The sequence below is a fragment of the Paraburkholderia sp. CNPSo 3281 genome, from assembly GCF_024206515.1.
Lineage (GTDB): Bacteria > Pseudomonadota > Gammaproteobacteria > Burkholderiales > Burkholderiaceae > Paraburkholderia > Paraburkholderia nodosa.
On the sequence record NZ_JAMBPS010000011.1, the window covers coordinates 122319 to 141039 of the forward strand.

Here is an 18721-nt window from a genome sequence, read left to right on the forward strand (position 1 = left end):
GGCTCCCTTCAAACAACTCCGGAGACTGCGATGCCGTTCATCTGCGAAAACGTTGAATGTCGTGCCGTGCTGGCTCGCGGGCAGGTCAGATCCAGTCAGGAGGACAAGGGTTGGTGTTTCTACTGCCCGGACTGCAACGCCCGCAACGAGTTGAAGGATGTCGGCATGCCTGATGGCCCTGCCCAGCTGGTTCAGCCAGAAAGACCCAGCCCTCCGCACAGGGTCATCGCGACGGCTCACCCCCTGGAGGACGGCAGGTACGCAGCGCAATTACGCGTGCAGAGGGCGCTCGCGATAAAAGGCACATACGCGGTCGAGGAGCGCTGGGAGGAACTCGGCGTGTTCATCAACGCGCAAGAGGCCGTAGCGCATGCGAATTCTTTCGCAGCCGAGCTGCTGAAGGCCTGACCGCAGGCGGCCCGCTGCATCGATTACCCGGACCGGAAGCCTCAACGCGAAGCCATCGTGCCGACCGGACGGGATTTCGGTACGACAACGTCGTCTTCCGCTTCGAGCGGCGCCTGCAAATCCCGTTCGTCGAGTTCCCAAACCACGAGTTTGGGCGGCGTCTGGGCATACGCGGCGCTCGCGAAATACGCGCGCGCCGCGCCGCCAAACCTGGCGCCTTCGCGCGCGAAATTCCCCACGCCCTTGCCTAACGCCAACGCCAGTTGCGGCACGAAATCGGAGGTCGTCGAATACGAGGTGCCGATGACCGCGATACCCGGCAGATCGGCATCGCCGAACAGGTCGTCCGCCGACGCAGCCGCCTGGGCCACGTGAAGGTAAGCCCGGGCAGTCACGATCTCCGCTCGCGGCTGCCAGGACACCGGCAACGCATCGAGCCCCGCCAGCCGCACGAGGTCGCCGGGCCGCCGGGCGGGCAGCTTGTCGGCAACTCGGTAGCCGGGCTGGCTCGACACGCTCGAACCCGGCGGCTCGTCCATCGCCCGAATGCGCTGCGCCACCGCGCGCGCCGCGGCGCCCGCGCCGTCCTGGGTCCAGTGCGTGTCGGTCCGGAAAAATGCATCGCCCGGCACGCCGCGCAGCGCCGGGCCCAGGTCCACCACGGGCACGCCAACGGCTGCGAGACGCGCTGTCCAGTCGCTCAGGCGCGCACTCAGCGATGCCGGCCGATACAGGCCGCACAGATGCTGCGGTTCGATGCGCGACTTGTCGGGCACCACGGCGACGAGCAATGCAATGCCGTGGCTCGCCAGTTCGCGCTGCACGGCGGCGACCGTTTCGGCGCGCGCCGCGAGATGGCGGTCGCCGTCGGCATACACGTTCAGTTCGTCGCGCAGGAACAGCCAGCCGGGACAGCCTTGCCGCACGCGCGGGCCCAGATCGCCCAGCGTCAGCCAGCCCAGCGCGCGCTGCATGCGCGCGGCGTCGGCGGCGATCTGCGTATCGGCCATGCGGCTGGCGAGTTCCTTCGACACCGTGCCGGATAGCATGCCCGCACGCGTGACGGCGTGAGGCAACAGCGATGCCGTCGTCGACGCGAACCGGATATTGAAGAACAGGCCCGCGAACAGGAAGCCCATCAGCATGACGGCAACGACCTTGCCGGCGCGCGTAGCGGGTAGTGGCGGTAGCGGCTTGGGATCTTCCATGGCGTCAGAACTGGAAGTAAAGGAAAGGCACGGCGCCGCGCGCGACGATCAACCCGAACGACAGCAGAAAGCCCGCGAGCGGCCACACGGCCTGCCACAACCGGCCTGGAGCCGTATCCGCGAGGCGCTCCCAGCGCGATTGCCAGACCGGCAGCAGCACACAGACGATGCCCAGCGCGGCGGCCAGCCCATGCACGGGCCGCAGCAGCACGATCGTGGCGTCGCTGAAGCCGATTCCGTTCAAGCCGAACTGGCCACGGTACATGGCGAGCGCCGCATGAAAACCCACCGCGCGGAACAGCGTCCACGCGAGCATGACGAACACGAGCGTCAGCACGTGCGACAACCAGAGCGGCACAACGGGCATGCCGGCGCGCCGCCAGAGCCGCGCCACCGTCAGTGCCACACCGTGAGCGATACCCCACAGCAGAAAGTTCCAGCTATCGCCGCCGTGCCACAGGCCCGCGAGGGCCATGGTCAGCAGCAGGTTCCGGCAGGTCTGCCACTCGCCATCGCGGTTGCCGCCCAGCGGGATGTACAGGTAGTCACGAATCCAGCTCGACAGCGACAGGTGCCAGCGGCGCCAGAAGTCCTGAATGCTGCTGGCGAGGTACGGATGGTTGAAGTTCTCGGGGAAGCGAAAGCCCAGCATCTGCCCCAGCCCGATGGCCATGGCGCTATAGCCCGCGAAATCGAAGAACAGCTGCAGCGTGTAGAAGCCGCAACCGAGCCACGCGTCTGCCAGCGTGGGGGCATGCATGGCGAACACCGCGTCGACGATGGGCGAAAGCGTATCGGCCACGAGCACCTTCATGCTCATGCCCACCATGAGCCGCCGCGCGCCCGCTGCAAAAGCGTCCCAGTCGACCGTGCGCGACACCAGCTCGCGTTTGACCCACGCGTAGCGAATGATCGGCCCGGCGATCAGGTGTACGAACATTCCCTGATAGGCCCCATAGCGGATCACGCTGCGGTCGGCCGGAACCGTGCCGCGCTGCACGTCGATCAGGTACGAGATCGATTGCAGCACGATGAAGGACAGCCCGATCGGCAACACGACGTGTTGCCAGGGAAGCGGCCCCGCATGGCCTGCCGCCAGCACATTGTCGAGACTATCGACCACGATGTTGGCGTACTTGTACCAGCACAGGATCGCAACGTTCACGGCGATAAAGACCGCGAGCCAGCCGCCGCGCGCACGCGGGCTCGGCGCGCGGTCGATGACCACGCCGCCGAACCAGCCGCAGAAGGTCAGCGCGATGAACAGCAACAGAAAGACCGGGCTCCACCAGGCATAGAAGAACCAGCTGCAAAAGAGCAGCACGCCGTTGCGCCAGCGCGCGGGCGACATGACATAGATCGCGAGGAAGGCCGGCAGAAACAGCGTCAGGAATTCGAGGGACGCGAAAACCATGCGATCAGCGGCTCACCGCGTCGTTCGCGAAGAAGATGCGCGACTGTGCACCGGCCGGCACGAGGAACACCGTATAACGCTGCCCCGCGACGAGCGTGCCCAGATTCAGCGGCTGGCCCACCGGCTGACCGCCGCAGGCGAGCTGCACCGACAGCGCGACCGGGTTGACCTGCCGGCGCCTGCTCTGGCCCGCGGCCACGCCGTCGAGCAGCACGACGTCGCGGCCGGGCACTTTCAGCGTGGGCCTCGCGCAGTGCGCATCGAGGTTGTAAAAGCCCACCGACGCTTTGAGCGCGTTGAAGTCGTCCGGTTTTTCGCGGACCGTCACGACCTGCGAACGCGCGCCCTTCTCCACCCCGTCGAGCGCGACGATGCTGACGAACTCGCCGGGCTTCACGGTCGCGCTTACGTCCTGGTGCGCCCCGCCCGCCGTCAGCGTGCCGGCCACGGGTTTGCCCGCGGCGATCGGAAAGAAGCGGCTGGCCGGGTTCTCGGCATCGAGCGTCAGGCGTGCTTTCGAACCGGCAGAGGTCACATCCACGGGATGCGATCCGCCATCGACGAAACGCACGAACGACGAATCCTCCGCGGGACCGGTCGCGTACAACGGGATATCGGCGGCCATGGCCGGTTCAATGGCGAACGGTACGGCCAGTTGGACGGCCAGTTGCGCGGACAGCGCGAAGCCGGACAGCGCGAGGCTGCGAACAACGAAGCGCAGCGGCTGGGAATGGACGTTTTTCATTGTTTTTCTCCAACTCTCGATGTGACGAAGCGGCGGCAGCGCCTTACTTGTGCTGGACGACCGGCAGCTTGACCAGCGCCTTCATGATGTCGGCGCCCCAGTACTTGTAGCCGGTCGTCGTCAAATGCTGACCATCGACCGTCGCCCATTCGCCCGGCTTCGAAAACGTGAGCGAGTCGATGTACTGGCACGGCGCGACATTGGTGGCGAGGAACGACGAGAGCTGCTTCACGCGCGCAAAGGTCTTCTGGTACTTGCCGCCCTCCGTGCCCCACGCCGGCCCGACCCAGACGCACGCCGTCTTGCTGGCGGCCAGGTCTTGCGTGAGCGCCGTGACCTGCTGCCACGCCCAGCTCTTGGGGAAATCGTCCTTGCCGTATCCGCCGAACGTGTCCCCTTCGACGATGATGACGAGGTTGGCCTTGTTCGCCGCGACCAGTTGATCGATAGGCTGCGTCTTCGCGCTGTGATCGACGACGAGCGGCGCCTTGCCGTTGCGCGTGGCGCCGCCGCAGGTGCCCGGGACCGACTTCACCCAGTCGCCCGGCACGCTGCCGCACACCCCGTAGGTGTGCACCTGCGCGCCGGCGGCGATCAGCTGGTCCTGCAACGTGTCGATGAGATAACCCGGCTCGCTCAGATGGCTGTCGCCAATCATGAGAATGCTGAGACCTGCAAGTACGGAAGCAAGCATGAACTTAAGACTCCTGAAAAACGATCGATCTCCGATCGACCGGGCTACTGATCGTTGTAATGCGACTGGTAAGGTATGACCGGCATATCCAGCGATTTCGTCTGCGGTGCGAAGCTAAAGCGCAGATACAGCCCAGCCACCCACTGGCGGTAGCTGGACGAATTGTTGGCGCCTACCGATGCGCCGCCCGTGAGGTGATTGCTGAAGCGGTATTCGGCCGCGGCCAGCAGGTTGTAGCCAATGCCGGTCTTCGACTGCGCGGGATGGACCGCGCCGTCGCTCAAGCCAAGCGACGACGCTGCTGTGACGGCGGCCGCCTGCAGCGTGCTGTCGGTCGGGAAGTACGGCGCGCCGGCCTCGTGGTAGTACTGCAAACCCGCCGACCCTTGCAGCTTGTAGGTCCAGCGATCCGAGCGCTGCGCCCACGTGATCGGCACGGTGAACGCATAGAAGCGCTGCGGACTGAAATAGCCGCCGTTGCCGTAGGTGAAGTTGTTTTGGTCGTGGCGGTAGAACTCGCCGCTCAGATTCATGCCGATGGTCAGCATGTTGCTGGCGCTGCGCAGCAGGTACCAGTACGTGCCCGCGCCGACCTCGGCGCCCTCGTTGGACTGGACGCTATAGCCGTCCAGGTACTTCACGGAACCGTAGCCGTAGAAGCCGAAGTCCTGGTTGTCGAGGCCGATCGCGCCATGCAGCCCCGTGGCGGTCACGCCGCCCCAGCGCAGGCCCGAGCGCGCGTCGGTCGAACCGGCGAACGACGTGATGCTGTCGGTCACGGCGCGGCGCGACACGCCCGCGTTGAACCAGCTGCCCGCCTTCGCATCGATGGCGCTCCTGAACGACACGCCGCCGACGACATTGGTGTACTGGAAACCCAAAGGCGTCGTGCCGATGTCGAACGCCCACTTGCGCGTCTCGTAGCCCACGCCGAGACCCACACCATGGGCGCTCTGCGCACCGGGCGCGGCGACCGTGCCGTCTTTCTGCGCCTGCGCGGCGACCGGGCCGCCGCCGAACTGGCTGCTGCTGTAGACATCGGTGCCGAGCGTGCCGCCCTCGAGTTCCACCGGCGTCACGCGCAGCGACAACTTGCCGTTGCCGACCGGCAGCAAGGTTTCGAGCGGCTGCTGCACATCCGTCAATTGCGAGGTCCCGCCGGCGCTGTTGTTCGACGAGACGAACAGGCCACCGCGAATTTCCGCTGAGCGCTCCGAGCGGATATCGTCGAGTTCGTTGCGCATGTCGTCGAGCGAGATGGCGCCCTCCTGAGGCGCGCTCGTGGCCACCGCGTCCTGCGGCGTCTGCTCGCCGATCGGCGTGCCGGCCACGGAAGGCAGCGCGGACGCACGCGCCGCCTTCGACGTCGTTGCAGACGCGAGACCAGAAGCCGTTCCCGCGTCGTTCGCGAGCACGCCATCAGTGGCAGCGCCTGCTGTGCCCTGCGCGGCAAACGCATTGGCAGCCGGCTGGCGCTTCTCGCGAGCCGCACGGCGGCGGCGATCGTCGTCGTGCACGAAGGGATTGCCCGCCACGTGGACGCCTTGCGCCTGCACGCCGAGCCGCTTTTCCTTGGCGGCGATGGCCGTCACCAGCAGCGACTGCGCCTCGCGGGTCTTGCCCTGCATGACGTAGATGCGCGCGGCGCCCGCCAGCACGTCCGGATCGTTCGGCGCCTTCGCAACGGCCAGTTTCAAGGCGGCGTCCGCCACGCCGCCCTCGCCGGCCTGCACCGCCGTCATCGCCACGCCCAGCTCCAGACCGGGGTTGTCGGGATCGTTCGCGAGCGCCTTCCGATACAGCGACAGTGCCTTGCTGTACTGGCCGTCGGCCGCATACATTCGCGCCAGCGCGGCGTTGGCCAGGCTGTCGTTGGGCCGCTTCGCGAGAACCGGCGCGAGCGTGTCGTAGGCCTGCGCAAGATCGCCTTGCTGGCGTTGCTGCTCGGCGAGGCGTACGGCGTAGAGGTAATTCAGATCATCCAGTTGCCGCCGCTGGTCTGCGGTCAGCGTCTCGCCCTGCAACCCGCGGATCACGTCCTGGGCCTGAACGTTCTGGCCAGTCTTGAGCAGCAGGCCCGCATAGGCCAGCTGCACATCGGGACCGCTGCCCTTCAGGCCGCCCGGCATCAGCCCATGCATCAAGGCCATGGCGCGCGGCAGATTCCCCGCGTCGACATAGGCCTGGGCGAGCGCGCTCACCCGCACCGGGTCCTTGCCCGCCGACGCCTCGAGCCGCGCCAGCATGTTGCGCGCGTCGTCCAGATTGCCGTCGCGCGCCAGTTGCGAGGCTTGTGCCGCCACCGCCTGAAAATCGATCTGCTGCGCCGTCGCGACCATGTTCGGCGTACGCGCGGCGGTGGGAATGCGCGCCATCGTGTCCTGCGCGCGCGTCCAGTCGCCCATCTGCATGGCCAGCAGCGCGCTCGCGTAGAGGGCGTCGGGATTGTCGGGGTTCGAGGCGAGCAGGCCGTCCACGAGTTCCCTCGCCTCGTCGGCGTGGCCCTGCCGCAGTTCGTAGCGCGCCAGTTCCAGACGGATCCACGGATTGTCGGGATCGCGGCGCTGCGCGTCTTCGAGGATCCGTCGCGCGGCGTCCAGATCGCCGCGCTGCTCGGCGGCGTCGGCGCGGCCCGCGGCGACGGCGGCACGCAAACGGTCGAGGCCGCCGATGCCTGCCTGCTGCTCGGGCGACATGCCGTCGACCCACTTCTGGGCCTCGTCGGCGCGCCCCGTTGCGGCAAGGATATCGACGAGCCCGCTCACCGCCTCGCGGTTGTTCGGGTGTGCCGCCAGCACCTCGCGGTAGACCTTTTCGGCGCGGGTCAGATCGCCCTGCGCCGCATACAGCCGGGCCGACGCATTGCGGCCGCCCGGCTCAGCGGGGTCCATGCGCAGCGCCTGGTCGAGCTTGCTGCGCGCGGCGGCGTAGTCGCCCACGCTTTGCGCGCCTTCGGCCTGATTCACCAGCAGCCAGAAGCGTGCCGAAGCGAGCGCCTTGTTCCAGTTGGCTCCGGCGCCCGGACGCGCGACGGCGCGCGCGAGCAGCGTCTGCGCCTGCGCCAGATCGCCCTGTTGCATGCGCACCAGACCCAGCCCGCCGAGCGCATCGGTGTCGTTGGGTTTGTCGCCCAGCACATCGGTGAAGGATTGTTCCGCGGTCGTGATGTCGCCCGCCTTGAACGCCGCGAAGCCGCGCGTCAGGCGCGGGTCCATGACCGGCACGGCAGGGGCGCCCGCCGCGCGCGGCGAGAGCATCTGATGGCGGATTTCATCGTCATCGGGATGCAGCTTCAGATAGTCCTCGAACCACGACTTGTTCTTCGGCGTGGGCGTGACCCAGGTCAGCACGGAGCGCCAGGCTTCCGTGGCCGCGCCGCCGATGTCCGGGCGCGCGGCCAGCTTTTCCAGCAACGCGACGCCCGCGGCACGATAGCGTTCGTCGCGCACCTGATGCTGGGCCAGCGCCAACTGGGTATACGGATCGGGCGTCTCGGCGTTCAGGCGCGTCAAGCCCTGAATGGCCGGATCCACGCCGCCGTCCGTATAGCCGAGGAAGGTGTAGTACTCGCGCGCCACACTGCCCTGCGGGGCCTTGCCGCCCAACGCCTTGTCGTATTGCGCGATCGCGGCCGCCAGCGCCTTCGGGTCGTTCTGGTTGACCGCGTCCTGCGCCATCTGGCGCGCCTTGGCGAACGTGGACTTGCCGGGCTCCACGGCAAGACGCAGGTCCTGCTCGAGCAGCGGCACGAAGCGGCTGTCGGGCGCAGCGGCGCGCAGCCTCGCCAGATAGTCTTTGGCGACCGCAAACTGCTTCTTGCCGATGGCGATCGACCCCATGCCATAGAGGCCTTCGGGCTGCTTCGGGTCCGCCAGCAGCAGTTTCGACCAGGACTGCGCGGCCAGATCGGGTTTGTCATGCGCCTGCCAATAGCGGCCCTGCTCGAGCAGCATGCTGGAGCTGGCGTCCTGCGCCCACGCGGGGTGGCTGACCGAGGTGAGCAACAAACCCAGAACACAGGCCTGGCTGCGGCTGACTAACATGAAGGTTTCCTGATTATTGTTGCGCGTGCTGCCTGGCGCGCAGCCGTGCCTCGGCTTCGGCATCGCGCCGCGCCTGACGGTGCCGCAAGGCCACGAACCCACCCGCCGCCAGCAGCACGAGCGCGACGACACCGAGCGCCTTCAGCAGCGAGGCCAGCGACACGCCGAACGAAGCCAGCCACCAGTCGAGGCCGCGCCACAGGCCCAGATGCCCGACGTAGTACGTGTGCTCGCCCACGAGCGCATCGACTTCGGTGCCGCGGATCGACACGAGGCTGCCCTGGATGGGCTGCTTGTCGTAGTTCGGCACGCCCAGCAGCGCCGCGGCCGCATCCTTGAGACCGTCGGGTTGATTGCTGACCAGCATGACCACGCTGCGGCCCTTTTCCTTCGGCGACTCGAAGCCCGCCAGCACGGCGCTTACGCCCGGCCCCGTCCAGGCGAGCGACAGGCGCCCGGGTGCCGAATCGAGACGCGGATTGGCGTGGAACCACCCACGCACGCGGCCCGGCAGATCCGAGAGTGAGAACTGCGCGCCGTGGTCGTACGCCGCGGGCATGTACGCCGCCCAGTCCTTGAGCCAGGCCTGATCGGCGCCCGAGGCGATCACGAGCAGATCCTTCGCCGCAGGCATGGCGTCGATCCGCTGGCCGCGCAGCACGGTCACGCCGCGCGCCGGATAGCCGGTCGAGTCGCCCATGCGGCCCATCACGGCCAGATACGTGCTGTACTCCTGCGGCCCCGCATTGGCGCCGAGCACGACGTCCGTGTCGGACAGGTCGGCCATGCGCGTGAACGGGAAACCCGCCTGGGCGAACGCGGCCAGGTTCGGCATCGCGATGTAGTGCGGATACCTCGACAGGTCGATCGTCGATTCGGGATCGATCGCGCCGCGCACGTTGTCGATGATGATGTCCCGGCACTCGCCCTGCTTGATGTAGTCGTACATGTAGCGGAACTGCAGCTGCGTGTTCGGATGCAGGAGCGTCTCCAGCGGCACGTCCAGGTTCGCCTGACGCGGCAGGCTGCTGTCGGGCAGCACTTCGGCGCGCAGCTTGTCGCCGCCTTCCAGGCGCTCGAGCGGCAGCAGCGGAATCGACTTCATGAACTGATCGCTGACGCTGAACAGCAGCGACGAATTGACCATGTAAGGCTGCGGCGTGTAGCGGTAATGCAGGTCGATCGGCACGTTGGACGCGTGCCAGCCGAACAGGTCGGGCGGCACGCGCGTATTGATGCGAATGAGGTCCGGGCTGTAGCCCGACACGCTCAACTGTTTGGTGTCGATCAGCTCACCGAACGATACGGGGCGGTCGGTGCGCAGCCAGCGCGGCGCATCGTAGGGCTTGCGCGGCGCGAGATCGGCGAAATGCGTGATGAGCGCGCTCGAGCCCGCCAGCGTCTGGCTGCCCGTGACCAGCGCGTCGGCCGCCTGCTTGAGTTCCTTGCCGTCGCGGCCCATGACGAGCAGCAGCTTGCCGTTGGGATCGTTCGGGTTGCTGACGATGGCGAGCGTCGGACCTTGCAGCGGCGCTCCGGCGAGCGCCGCCTGCTGCGCGCCTTGGACGATGACGACCGCGTTGGCCTGCGCGGGGACGGTGGAGAGCGACACCGGGAAGTCTGCGCCGCGATAGCTGGCCAGCGCGCCGAACCACGACGACACGGCGCCTGCGGCCTCGAGCGCGGCCGTATCGGGATTGCCCGCGAACACGACCGGCAGGTTCAGCCGGCGGATGTCCTGGCCGTCGAAGAACGGCTTGGGCAGGCGCGCCAGATCGTTGGCCTGCGGCAGCGGCTGCGTATCGACGCTCAGCGTGCTTTCGTTGCTGATGTTGGCCCACAGGCTCGAATGCAGCGGGTCCTCGCACTGCGTGGTGTAGTGGCCGATCAGTTGCAGGCGCAACTTGCTGTTCGAGGTGAACAGATACGCCGGCAGTGCGATCGTGCGCTGCAGGCTCGCGCCGGCCGTATCCTTCGGCACCGCGATCGAGGCCGCCACCTGGTCGTTGACCAGCACGTTGATGTGCGAGAGATCGGGCAGCAGCGCCGGCGAATAGGCATAGCGCAGATTCAGGCGCGCACCGCTCACGACCTGATCGTCGCGCACGCCGACCGGCACCGTGTTGCTGCCGTCGACACCGCGCAGGTTGAGCGCGTATTGCGCACCCAATTGCCGCAACGACCAGGTCACGGTCGTTGACGACGCCGCCGTAGCCGCAGCGGGCTGCGCCTGCGCGTTGTTTGCGCCATTGCCGCTAGCCGCGGCCTGGGCGTGCGCCGTCGAGGCGAAGGTGCAGCCGAACAGCAGTGCCGGCAACGCCCGCAATACCGGCCGTACGGTCATGCAACGCGCGAGGCGTGCCCGGGAAATAGCCGGCCGTCTTTTAAACATGAGAACCTCGTCGTCCTTCTTCACGTTGCGATGTCTGGGGAATGTCCAGATTCAGGCGTCTCAGGGCGCGCCGATGCAGGAGTACGCCGCCGAGCAAACCGATGAGCACGACGCTGACGAGCGTCGCCGCGAGCAGCAGCACGATGTGACTCGCGAAGAACCACTCGATCGCGAGCCGCAGCGGCAAGGAGCCGATGAAATAGCTCTGGTCCTTGTTCAGCGTGGTGAGGATGCCGTCATTGACGACCACGAGGCTGCCGCCGATCGTGTCGTCGACGCGGTAGTGGCGCGCTTGCAGCGCGTCCGCGACCGCGCTGAGGCCGCCCGGCGTATTGCCCGATACGACCACCACGCTGCGGCCATGCGCGAGCGGCGACTCGAACCCGGCCACCATGCCGTCGTGGTCGTCGCTGCGATAGAGCGCGGCGATGTCGGCTTCGCGCCTGGCTTGCGTCTGGCCGCCCGTCAGCTTGTCCCACCAACCGGCGAGCCCGTTGCCGGACGACGGAGCCGGTGCGAAGAACCCGCGCGGCAAGTCGCTGCGCCACGCCTTGAGCAAAGGCTGGTTGTCGCCCGATGCCAGCACGAGCAAGTCCTTTTGCCGCAGCGATTCGACCTGAGCCGGATCGGCCACCGTCACGCCCAGCACCGGATAGCCGGTGGCCTGCCCCATGCTGCCCATCAGCGTCAGATAGGCGGAGTCGTCGTCCGCGGCCGGCTGCGTGGGCAGGATCACCGCGGTTTCGGACAGATCGGCGAGGCGCGTAAACGGAAAGCCCGCGTTGGCGAACGCGCCCAGATCGGGCATGGCCGTGTAACGCGGCAACTGCGAAATATCGATCGTCGAAGTCGGATCGATGGCGCTCAGCAGCGGGCCGCCGGGCACGTCCTGCCAGTGGTCTTTCGTCTTGACCGGCTCGTAGCGATAGTCGAATTGCAGCGTCGTCAGCGGCGGCAGCAGATACGTCGGAATCCGCATCACGGCATGGCCGTCCGATGCGTCTCCCGGCAGCGGCAACGTCGCGATCGGCGTGTTGCCTGCCAGCACATTCAGCGCCGAACGCGTCGACTCCGGGCGCGCCGTATAGCGATAACGCAAGTTCAGCACCGCGCCGCTGTTGTTGAAACCGAACAGGCCCGGCGGCAGGCGCAGGTCCACATCGATCGCGCCGGGCCGGAGCCCCTGGATCGTGAACCGGTCCGCCGGCAACAGTTCGCCCAGCGCCACCGGGCGGTCGCCCGGCAACCAGTTCGGTGCGTCAAAAGGCTGGCGCGGTGCTGCGGCAACGGGACCGTCGATGCGGACCTGCGGGCCCGCCAGCGTCTTCGCGCCCAGCACCAGCGCCAGCGCCGCCGTGCGCAGTTGCGGCTCGTCGCGGCCCGCGACCAGCAGCAGCTTGCCGTTGGGGTCGTTGGGGTTGGGCACGATCGCCAGCGTCGGGGCGTCGACGGCGAGCGGGGCCAGGCCCAGGGAAGGCAACTCGTCGCGCAGCGCCAGCACGACGGCATGGCCATGTGCGGGCAGCGCGCCGAGACTCGCGGTGAAGTGCGAGCCGCGATAGCCCGCCTGCGCGCCCAGCCACGAGGCCACGATCCCCGCGGATTCGAGGCGCCGCTCGCCCGGTGCGCGCGGCAGCACGACGGGCAGATTCACGCGGCGCTCATCGCGCGCATCGACGAAAGGCGCGGGCAGTTGCGACAGGTCGCTGGAGACCGCCGCCGGCGCCACAGTCAGTTCGAGCGCGCTATTCGGGCCGGCTTTCAGCCACAGGTCGGGACTCAGCGGATCGTTACCTTGATCGCTGGCTTTGCTATGCGCAATCAGCTCGAGGTTGAGGTGATTGAACTCGCCGAGCAGCGACACCGGCAAATCCACGCTCACCTGCGTCGACGTGCGCGGCACAGGCTCCGGCAACGCAATCGTCGCCCCCACCACGCCGTTGAGCAGCACATTGAGGTGCGAGAGCGCGGGGAGCAACGTAGGCGAATAGCGGTAGTCGAGCACGAGCCGCGCGCCGACCACGCGCTCGTCACGGCGCAAACCGAAGTCCATGCCGCCATAGGCGTCCTCGCCGAGCAGCGTCAGGCCTTGCACAGCGTTTTGCCGCAGCAGCGGGATGCGATAGATATAGGTATCGCCCGAGCCGGTGGCGGTCTGCGGCTGCGCCGATGCAGGCGCTTCGGCCGTCACGGCCTGCGACGCAAACGGCGGCGCCGATGCGGTCGGCGCGCTACGCGCGCTCGCGGCCAGCGCAACGTTGCCACCGAGCGCAAGCACGGCGAGCACCGAACCCAACCGCGGCGCCAGCCGGCGCGCGCACGCCAGGGCGCGCAAAGGCAACAGATGGACGGGACTCACGATTGCCTCGATCCCAACTCGCCCGCCTGCGCCTCGGTCGAACGTACGAGACGCTCGCGTGAGCCCATCAGCAGATGCCGGAACAACTCCTTCAGGCCGCGCACGCCGACGCCGAGCACCTCGAACAGGCTGCGCAACGGCCGGTCGCGACGATAGCGGCCCCAGGAAGCAATCCAGCTGTCGGCGCGCGAGAACGTCACGCGCATCAGGTCGCGTTCCTGATCGATCGTCAGGGCCGGGAAACTCACGCCCACGGTGCGGCCGCGGCACACCTGGACCTCGGCGGGAAACTTGCCCTCGTAGTCGTCGCGGAACACCGAGACCACGACGCGCTCGCCGCGCTGCGGCAGCGGCGCGTCCTCGGGCAGCACGAGTCCGAGGCCGCCGTGCGAATAGTCGCTGGTCTGGCAGACGACGCGACGCCCGTCGGCCAGACGGATGGCGGCCGGCAACTCGATCTGCACGCGCGGCATGAGGCGCAGCTGCCTCGACTCGGACGCCACGCCTGCCGCCGCGCTCAGGTTCATGACGTTGTAGATCACCCAGACCAGGTTGAACAGAATACTCATCGCCTCGGGCCAGCCGGGACTGCGGATCAGACCGGCCACCCCCACTGCGAAGCCGGCGAGGTTGATGAGCAACAGGACGATGTAGGGCCGCGCCATCGCCCAATCCAGGAAGGACTGCCGGATCACCCCGCCCTTGGACGTCACGTTGAAGCCTCTACTGCCGGGAAACAGCACGGCCTGGAGTGCGGGCAGAATCACGTACCACGCCAGCACCGTTTCGTAGACCTCGCTCCAGAACGAATGGCGGAAGCGCCCCTGAATGCGCGAGGCGCCGATGCTCGAAATCACGAGATGCGGCACGGCATAGGCGAGCACCATTAGCGCCGACGCATGAAAGACGTGCGCGCCGAAGAACAGATAGGCCATCGGCGTGATCAGGAACACGATGCGCGGCAAGCCGAAGAAGAAGTGCATCATCGCGCTGAGGTAGCACAGCCGTTGCGGCAGCGTCAGCCCCGAGATCAACAACGGGTTGAACTGGCGGAAGATCTCTGCCATGCCGCGCGCCCAGCGAATCCGCTGACCGATGTGGCGGCCCAGGCTTTCGGTCGCCAGCCCCGCCGCCTGCGGAATGGCGAGGTAGCCCGTGTTGTAGCCCTTCATGCACATCTTGAGCGCGGTCAGCGCGTCTTCGGTGACGCTTTCGGTCGCCACGCCGCCCACTTCGTCGAGCGCGGAGCGCCGCAACACCGCGCAGGAACCGCAAAAAAACGCGGCATTCCAGAGATCGTTGCCGTTTTGCAGCACGCCATAGAACAGGTCGCCCTCGTTGGGTACCTTGCGGTAGGTTTCGAGGTTGCGCTCGAACGGATCGGGCGAATAGAACACGTGCGGCGTCTGCACCATGGCCATCTTGGGATCCTTCAGGAACCAGCCCATGCAGATCTGCAGAAACGAGCGCGTGGTGACGTGATCGCAGTCGAACACGGCGATGTACTCGCCGTGGGTCTTCGCCAGCGCCGCGTTGAGATTGCCCGCCTTGGCGTGCGTGTTGTCGGGGCGGGTCAGATAGTCCACGCCGGCCTGCTCGCAGAATGCCCGAAACTCGTCACGGCGGCCGTCGTCGAGCAGGTATACGCGCAGCTTGTCGGCGGGCCAGTCGAGCAGCGTCGCGGCCAGCACCGACTGCCGCACCACGTCGAGCGGCTCGTTGTAGGTGGGGATGTAGACGTCCACCGTGGGCCAGGCCGACGTATCGGCCGGCAGCGGCGCAGGCCGGCGATGCAGCGGCCAAAGCGTCTGGAAGTAGCTGCACAACAGCATGAGCACCGCGTAGCCTTCGGCCAGCAACAGCAGATAGCCGAAGGTCCTGTCCAGCGAGTTGGTGAAGGACAGGGTCTGCGTCACGCGCCAGTACAGGTAGCGCAGCGACATGAATACCGACAACGCCACCAGCGACACGGTGAGGACGCGGCCGCGCACGCGGCTCAGCGCGATCGCGACGCCCATGCACAGGATGGCGAACAGCCACTGCTTCGACACCGCCAGATGGACCGTCACGGCCGACGTGAACAACAGCACGGCCGCCAGCGTCACGAGCACGCGTGACCAGCGCGACGCGAGCAGCGACGCCCCCGCTTGCAGCAGTGTGTCGTCCCAGTCTCCGGCATCGTCACTTTGCCCCGCACCGGCCGCTTGTCGTTGCGGCCGCATCGATTTCCGCTTGACGATCATGGCGCACCACGCTGCGCAACATCGCCACGAGGTTCATTGCGTTCCATGAGGCGCGCAAACACACTGCTCAGCGCGGCGGACTGCTGCACCGCGACGACAGGCTCGGGCGTGGGTTGAACGACAGGCTCTTCGAGTGCGGCCTGCTCTGCCGGAGGAGGTTCGGACGCGGCAACAGGCGTGGCGCAAACCGCGTCGGGTGACGCATCGGTCGTAACGGGCGCATCGAGCGCATCAGTCGCAACGGGAAGATCGGCCGGATCAGCGGCGTCGCCCTGCGCCGACGCGACAGGCGCGGGCGCGACGGGGTCCGGCTCCGCCGCGTCCAGCGTGGACCAGCGCCCACGCAGACCTTGCGTCTGCTCCGCCCTTTCCACTTCCCGGTACTGCGATGGGCTTGCGTCCGCTACCTCGAAAAGATTCGCAATGTCCGATGCACTGCTCATGCCCCGACCCCGTAGTATTCGTTGTGCTGTCCATCAAGGCGCGTCATGCGCGCAGCACGTTTTGTGTTTTTTTTCCTGAACTGCCGACCTGCCGACCTCTACTTACCAAACAGGAAAACCATCGTGCCCGACGCATCCGCAGGACCCGCCGTGGTCATGCGCAACTGAGTGTCGGCGCCCAACTGATGCATCCACGCTTCATAGGCCCCTTCGAGGAACGCCCCGGCCCACGCCACGTTCTCCGCGCCGAATACGGCCGTGAGCGGTGCGTGGTAATGCGTGAGCACCAGCCAGTCCTGAGCCTCGCGTATCTCGACCCGGCCCCAGTCCAGCTCGCCCCACACCTGATTCATGGCGTCCCGCATCGCAGCCACGGTGGCCGCCTCACCAGGTGCATATTGATGCGCGAATTGACCGCCCGCAGCGCGCATAAGCTGGGCCAAAAACCTGGGCGTCAGGTTCTGCGTCAACGCTTGCGTGAGGAACGACAGGAACGGACGCCATTGCGGTGCTGGCATGGAATTCATCACCTATTCATGCGCCCGGAAAGGAGACGCACAGGGTCAACAGAATTTGCAGAAGCAGCCATAGTCACCATTCGGGCAGTGACCGGCGTTAAGCGCAGGCGATCCTTGTGGGTGATTCCGGAAGAACGGCGGATCAACTGACGCGCGGCGGATTATACGTATTATTCTCGCCGTGTTTATTATTTAATTTGTCTGCATCGCTAAATTTGTCACGCGTTCGCGACAAATCAAAAACGAAAACGTTTGCGCATAAAAAAGGGGCGCGCGAATTTAACGCCGCATCGAATTCATTAACCCATACCGCCGGCTTCCCCGAATACGAAACACGAATTCGGTCGTTTTCATTTTGAGCTGGCAATTTCTCCGCGCATTTATAAATTCACCTGGATTCGCTAATTATTCATGCCGAAGTGTCATTTCCGCGAATTCGATCAGGTGCAAACGTTTGCAGCTCATTTCCTGTGCTGTATGGCTAGCGCCGCAATACCCGCTCCAGCGAATGCGCACGCGGCAGACACAATGGCGACGGCACGCAGCGCGTCGATCATCGCGTCCGCTTCCGCACGCGCCACCAGCGTTGCGTGCGGCGTGCCGGCGCCGTCCGATGCGAGCCCGCCTTGCCCCTCCGGCTCCAGCAGCTGCCCCGTCTGGCGTGCGTTCACCGGCACGTGCAACGCGTCGAGGCGCGCCGCCAGCGCTGCGTGATGCGACCACACGAACACGATGCCGAGCACCGCCACCGCCAGCAGGCTCGCCACGCGTGCAACGGCGTTATTGATGCCAGATGCGACGCCGGTGCGCTCGCTCGACACCGAGCCCATCACGGTCGTGGTGAGCGGCGCGACGGTGATCGTCATGCCGAGCCCGAGCACCGCGAGCGCAGGAAAGAATCCGGTCCAGTAGCTGCCGCGCACGAACGGCAACGCCAATAGCGTGAACCCGAGCCCGGCGACGCCCGGGCCAACGGTCAACAGCGCGCGCGGGCCAAAGCGGCTCGTCAGGCCACCGGTGAAGCGCGACAGCAAGCCGATGATGACGGGCACCGGCAGCAGCGCCGCGCCCGCTTCGGTCGCGGTGAAACCATGCGCGCGGATCAGCGTGAACGGCAGGAAGAAGAATGCGCCGCCGAGCCCGAAGTAAAGCAGCAATGTGACGAGGTTTGCGCCGGTGAAGTCGCGCGAACGGAATACATCGAGCGGCATCATGGGGTTGGCGCTGCGCGCTTCGATCATGACGAACGCCGCGAGCACGAGCGCGCCGGCGCCGATTGCGACCAGTACGACCGGATGCTGGAAGCCTCGCGCCGACGCCTGGGTCAGCCCGAAAGTCAGACTGGCGAGTCCCCCGGCCGCGGCAAGCGCGCCGGGCCAGTCGAGCTGCCCGGGCGCATCGGGCCTGTGGCTGTTGGGCACCGATGAAATGGCGAGCGCGATGGTTAGCGCGGCGAGCGGGACGTTCAGGAAGAAGATCGCGCGCCAGGAAAATGCATCGACGAGCCAGCCGCCCGCCACGGGCCCCACCGCCGACGTGATCGCGCCGACGCCCGCCCAGGTGCCGATCGCCCGGCCACGCGCTTCGTCGTCGAACACCGCGCCGATGATCGCGAGGCTGCTGGGTACGAGCAGCGCCGCGCCGATGCCTTGAACCGCGCGCGCGGTGATCAGCGCAGCCGCATTCGGCGCGAGACCGCAAGCCGCCGACGCCAGCGTAAACAGCGCGATGCCCGCGATAAATACCGTGCGGCGGCCAAGCTTGTCCCCCATCGACCCGCCGACCAGCACGAGGGAGCCGAGAAACAGCAAATACGCGTTGACGACCCATTGCATCGCGGCGACGCTCGCACCGAGTTCGCTCTGAATGGACGGCAGTGCGACGTTGACGACGGAGCCGTCGATGAACGCCATGCTCGAACCCAGGATCGTCGCCGCGAGCGCGAGACGCTTGCGCCGGCACGGACGGTCGACTGAGGTGGGCTGCGTGCGGATCACGAGCTCGTCGCACGGGCTCGCCTGCGCGGCGACGACATGCGCGCCCTTCGGCCCGCTTTCAACAAGATCCGGGTTGGCCAAGTTCGCTCCCGTGTCGATCGATGGTGACTAGAGTCTGTTGATGCCAGCGGCGCGAGTCAACCCGGCAGAGCGCAAAGGCGTCGGCCGCGGATCACCGTGCGGACGCAATCCAGATCAGGCTGGTATACATCGGTCTGCCGGCCACCGCGCTGCGCCGTCCCCCATTTCGCCACACG

The 18721-nt window shown here is 66.9% G+C and carries 12 protein-coding genes; 1 reads left to right on the top strand and 11 read right to left on the bottom strand.

Annotated features, from left to right (window positions below; translation table 11 throughout):
• Nucleotides 1-30: 30 nt before the first annotated feature.
• Nucleotides 31-408, top strand: coding sequence for a hypothetical protein (locus M3I56_RS14740; RefSeq protein WP_254354576.1), 378 nt, complete (start codon nucleotides 31-33; stop codon nucleotides 406-408).
• 41 nt (nucleotides 409-449) lie between these two features.
• Here M3I56_RS14740 and M3I56_RS14745 read toward each other — a convergent pair whose 3' ends face one another.
• From M3I56_RS14745 to M3I56_RS14795, 11 genes are all read right to left on the bottom strand, one after another.
• Nucleotides 450-1616 (bottom strand): cell division protein FtsQ, encoded by a 1167-nt coding sequence (locus tag M3I56_RS14745; protein WP_254354577.1) that lies wholly within the window; start codon nucleotides 1614-1616, stop codon nucleotides 450-452.
• Between the two features lie 4 nt (nucleotides 1617-1620).
• On the bottom strand, nucleotides 1621-3030 hold the full coding sequence (locus tag M3I56_RS14750) for an MBOAT family protein (protein ID WP_254354578.1): 1410 nt from the start codon (nucleotides 3028-3030) through the stop codon (nucleotides 1621-1623).
• 4 nt (nucleotides 3031-3034) lie between these two features.
• Nucleotides 3035-3775, bottom strand: a complete 741-nt coding sequence (locus M3I56_RS14755) for an alginate O-acetyltransferase AlgF (RefSeq protein WP_254354579.1) — start codon at nucleotides 3773-3775, stop codon at nucleotides 3035-3037.
• 43 nt (nucleotides 3776-3818) lie between these two features.
• Nucleotides 3819-4469 (bottom strand): SGNH/GDSL hydrolase family protein, encoded by a 651-nt coding sequence (locus tag M3I56_RS14760; protein ID WP_254354580.1) that lies wholly within the window; start codon nucleotides 4467-4469, stop codon nucleotides 3819-3821.
• Between the two features lie 44 nt (nucleotides 4470-4513).
• Nucleotides 4514-8512, bottom strand: a complete 3999-nt coding sequence (locus M3I56_RS14765) for a cellulose biosynthesis protein BcsC (RefSeq protein WP_254354581.1) — start codon at nucleotides 8510-8512, stop codon at nucleotides 4514-4516.
• A gap of 13 nt (nucleotides 8513-8525) precedes the next feature.
• Nucleotides 8526-10856, bottom strand: coding sequence for a cellulose biosynthesis cyclic di-GMP-binding regulatory protein BcsB (gene bcsB, locus M3I56_RS14770; protein ID WP_254354582.1), 2331 nt, complete (start codon nucleotides 10854-10856; stop codon nucleotides 8526-8528).
• Nucleotides 10857-10896: 40 nt separating this feature from the next.
• Nucleotides 10897-13263, bottom strand: coding sequence for a cellulose biosynthesis cyclic di-GMP-binding regulatory protein BcsB (bcsB, locus tag M3I56_RS14775; protein WP_254354583.1), 2367 nt, complete (start codon nucleotides 13261-13263; stop codon nucleotides 10897-10899).
• Nucleotides 13260-15485: a UDP-forming cellulose synthase catalytic subunit gene (gene bcsA, locus M3I56_RS14780; RefSeq protein ID WP_254354584.1), complete on the bottom strand. Its 2226-nt coding sequence runs from the start codon at nucleotides 15483-15485 to the stop codon at nucleotides 13260-13262. Before bcsA ends, bcsB (M3I56_RS14775) begins: the two co-directional genes overlap by 4 nt.
• Nucleotides 15486-15502: 17 nt before the next feature.
• On the bottom strand, nucleotides 15503-15949 hold the full coding sequence (gene bcsR / locus M3I56_RS14785) for a BcsR/BcsP family cellulose biosynthesis protein (RefSeq protein ID WP_254354585.1): 447 nt from the start codon (nucleotides 15947-15949) through the stop codon (nucleotides 15503-15505).
• Nucleotides 15950-16047: 98 nt separating this feature from the next.
• The gene (bcsD, locus tag M3I56_RS14790) at nucleotides 16048-16467 is read right to left on the bottom strand and encodes a cellulose biosynthesis protein BcsD (RefSeq protein WP_254354586.1); all 420 of its coding nucleotides are present in this window, start codon (nucleotides 16465-16467) and stop codon (nucleotides 16048-16050) included.
• Nucleotides 16468-16928: 461 nt separating this feature from the next.
• On the bottom strand, nucleotides 16929-18545 hold the full coding sequence (locus tag M3I56_RS14795; protein ID WP_254354587.1) for an MFS transporter: 1617 nt from the start codon (nucleotides 18543-18545) through the stop codon (nucleotides 16929-16931).
• Between the last annotated feature and the right edge of the window lie 176 nt (nucleotides 18546-18721).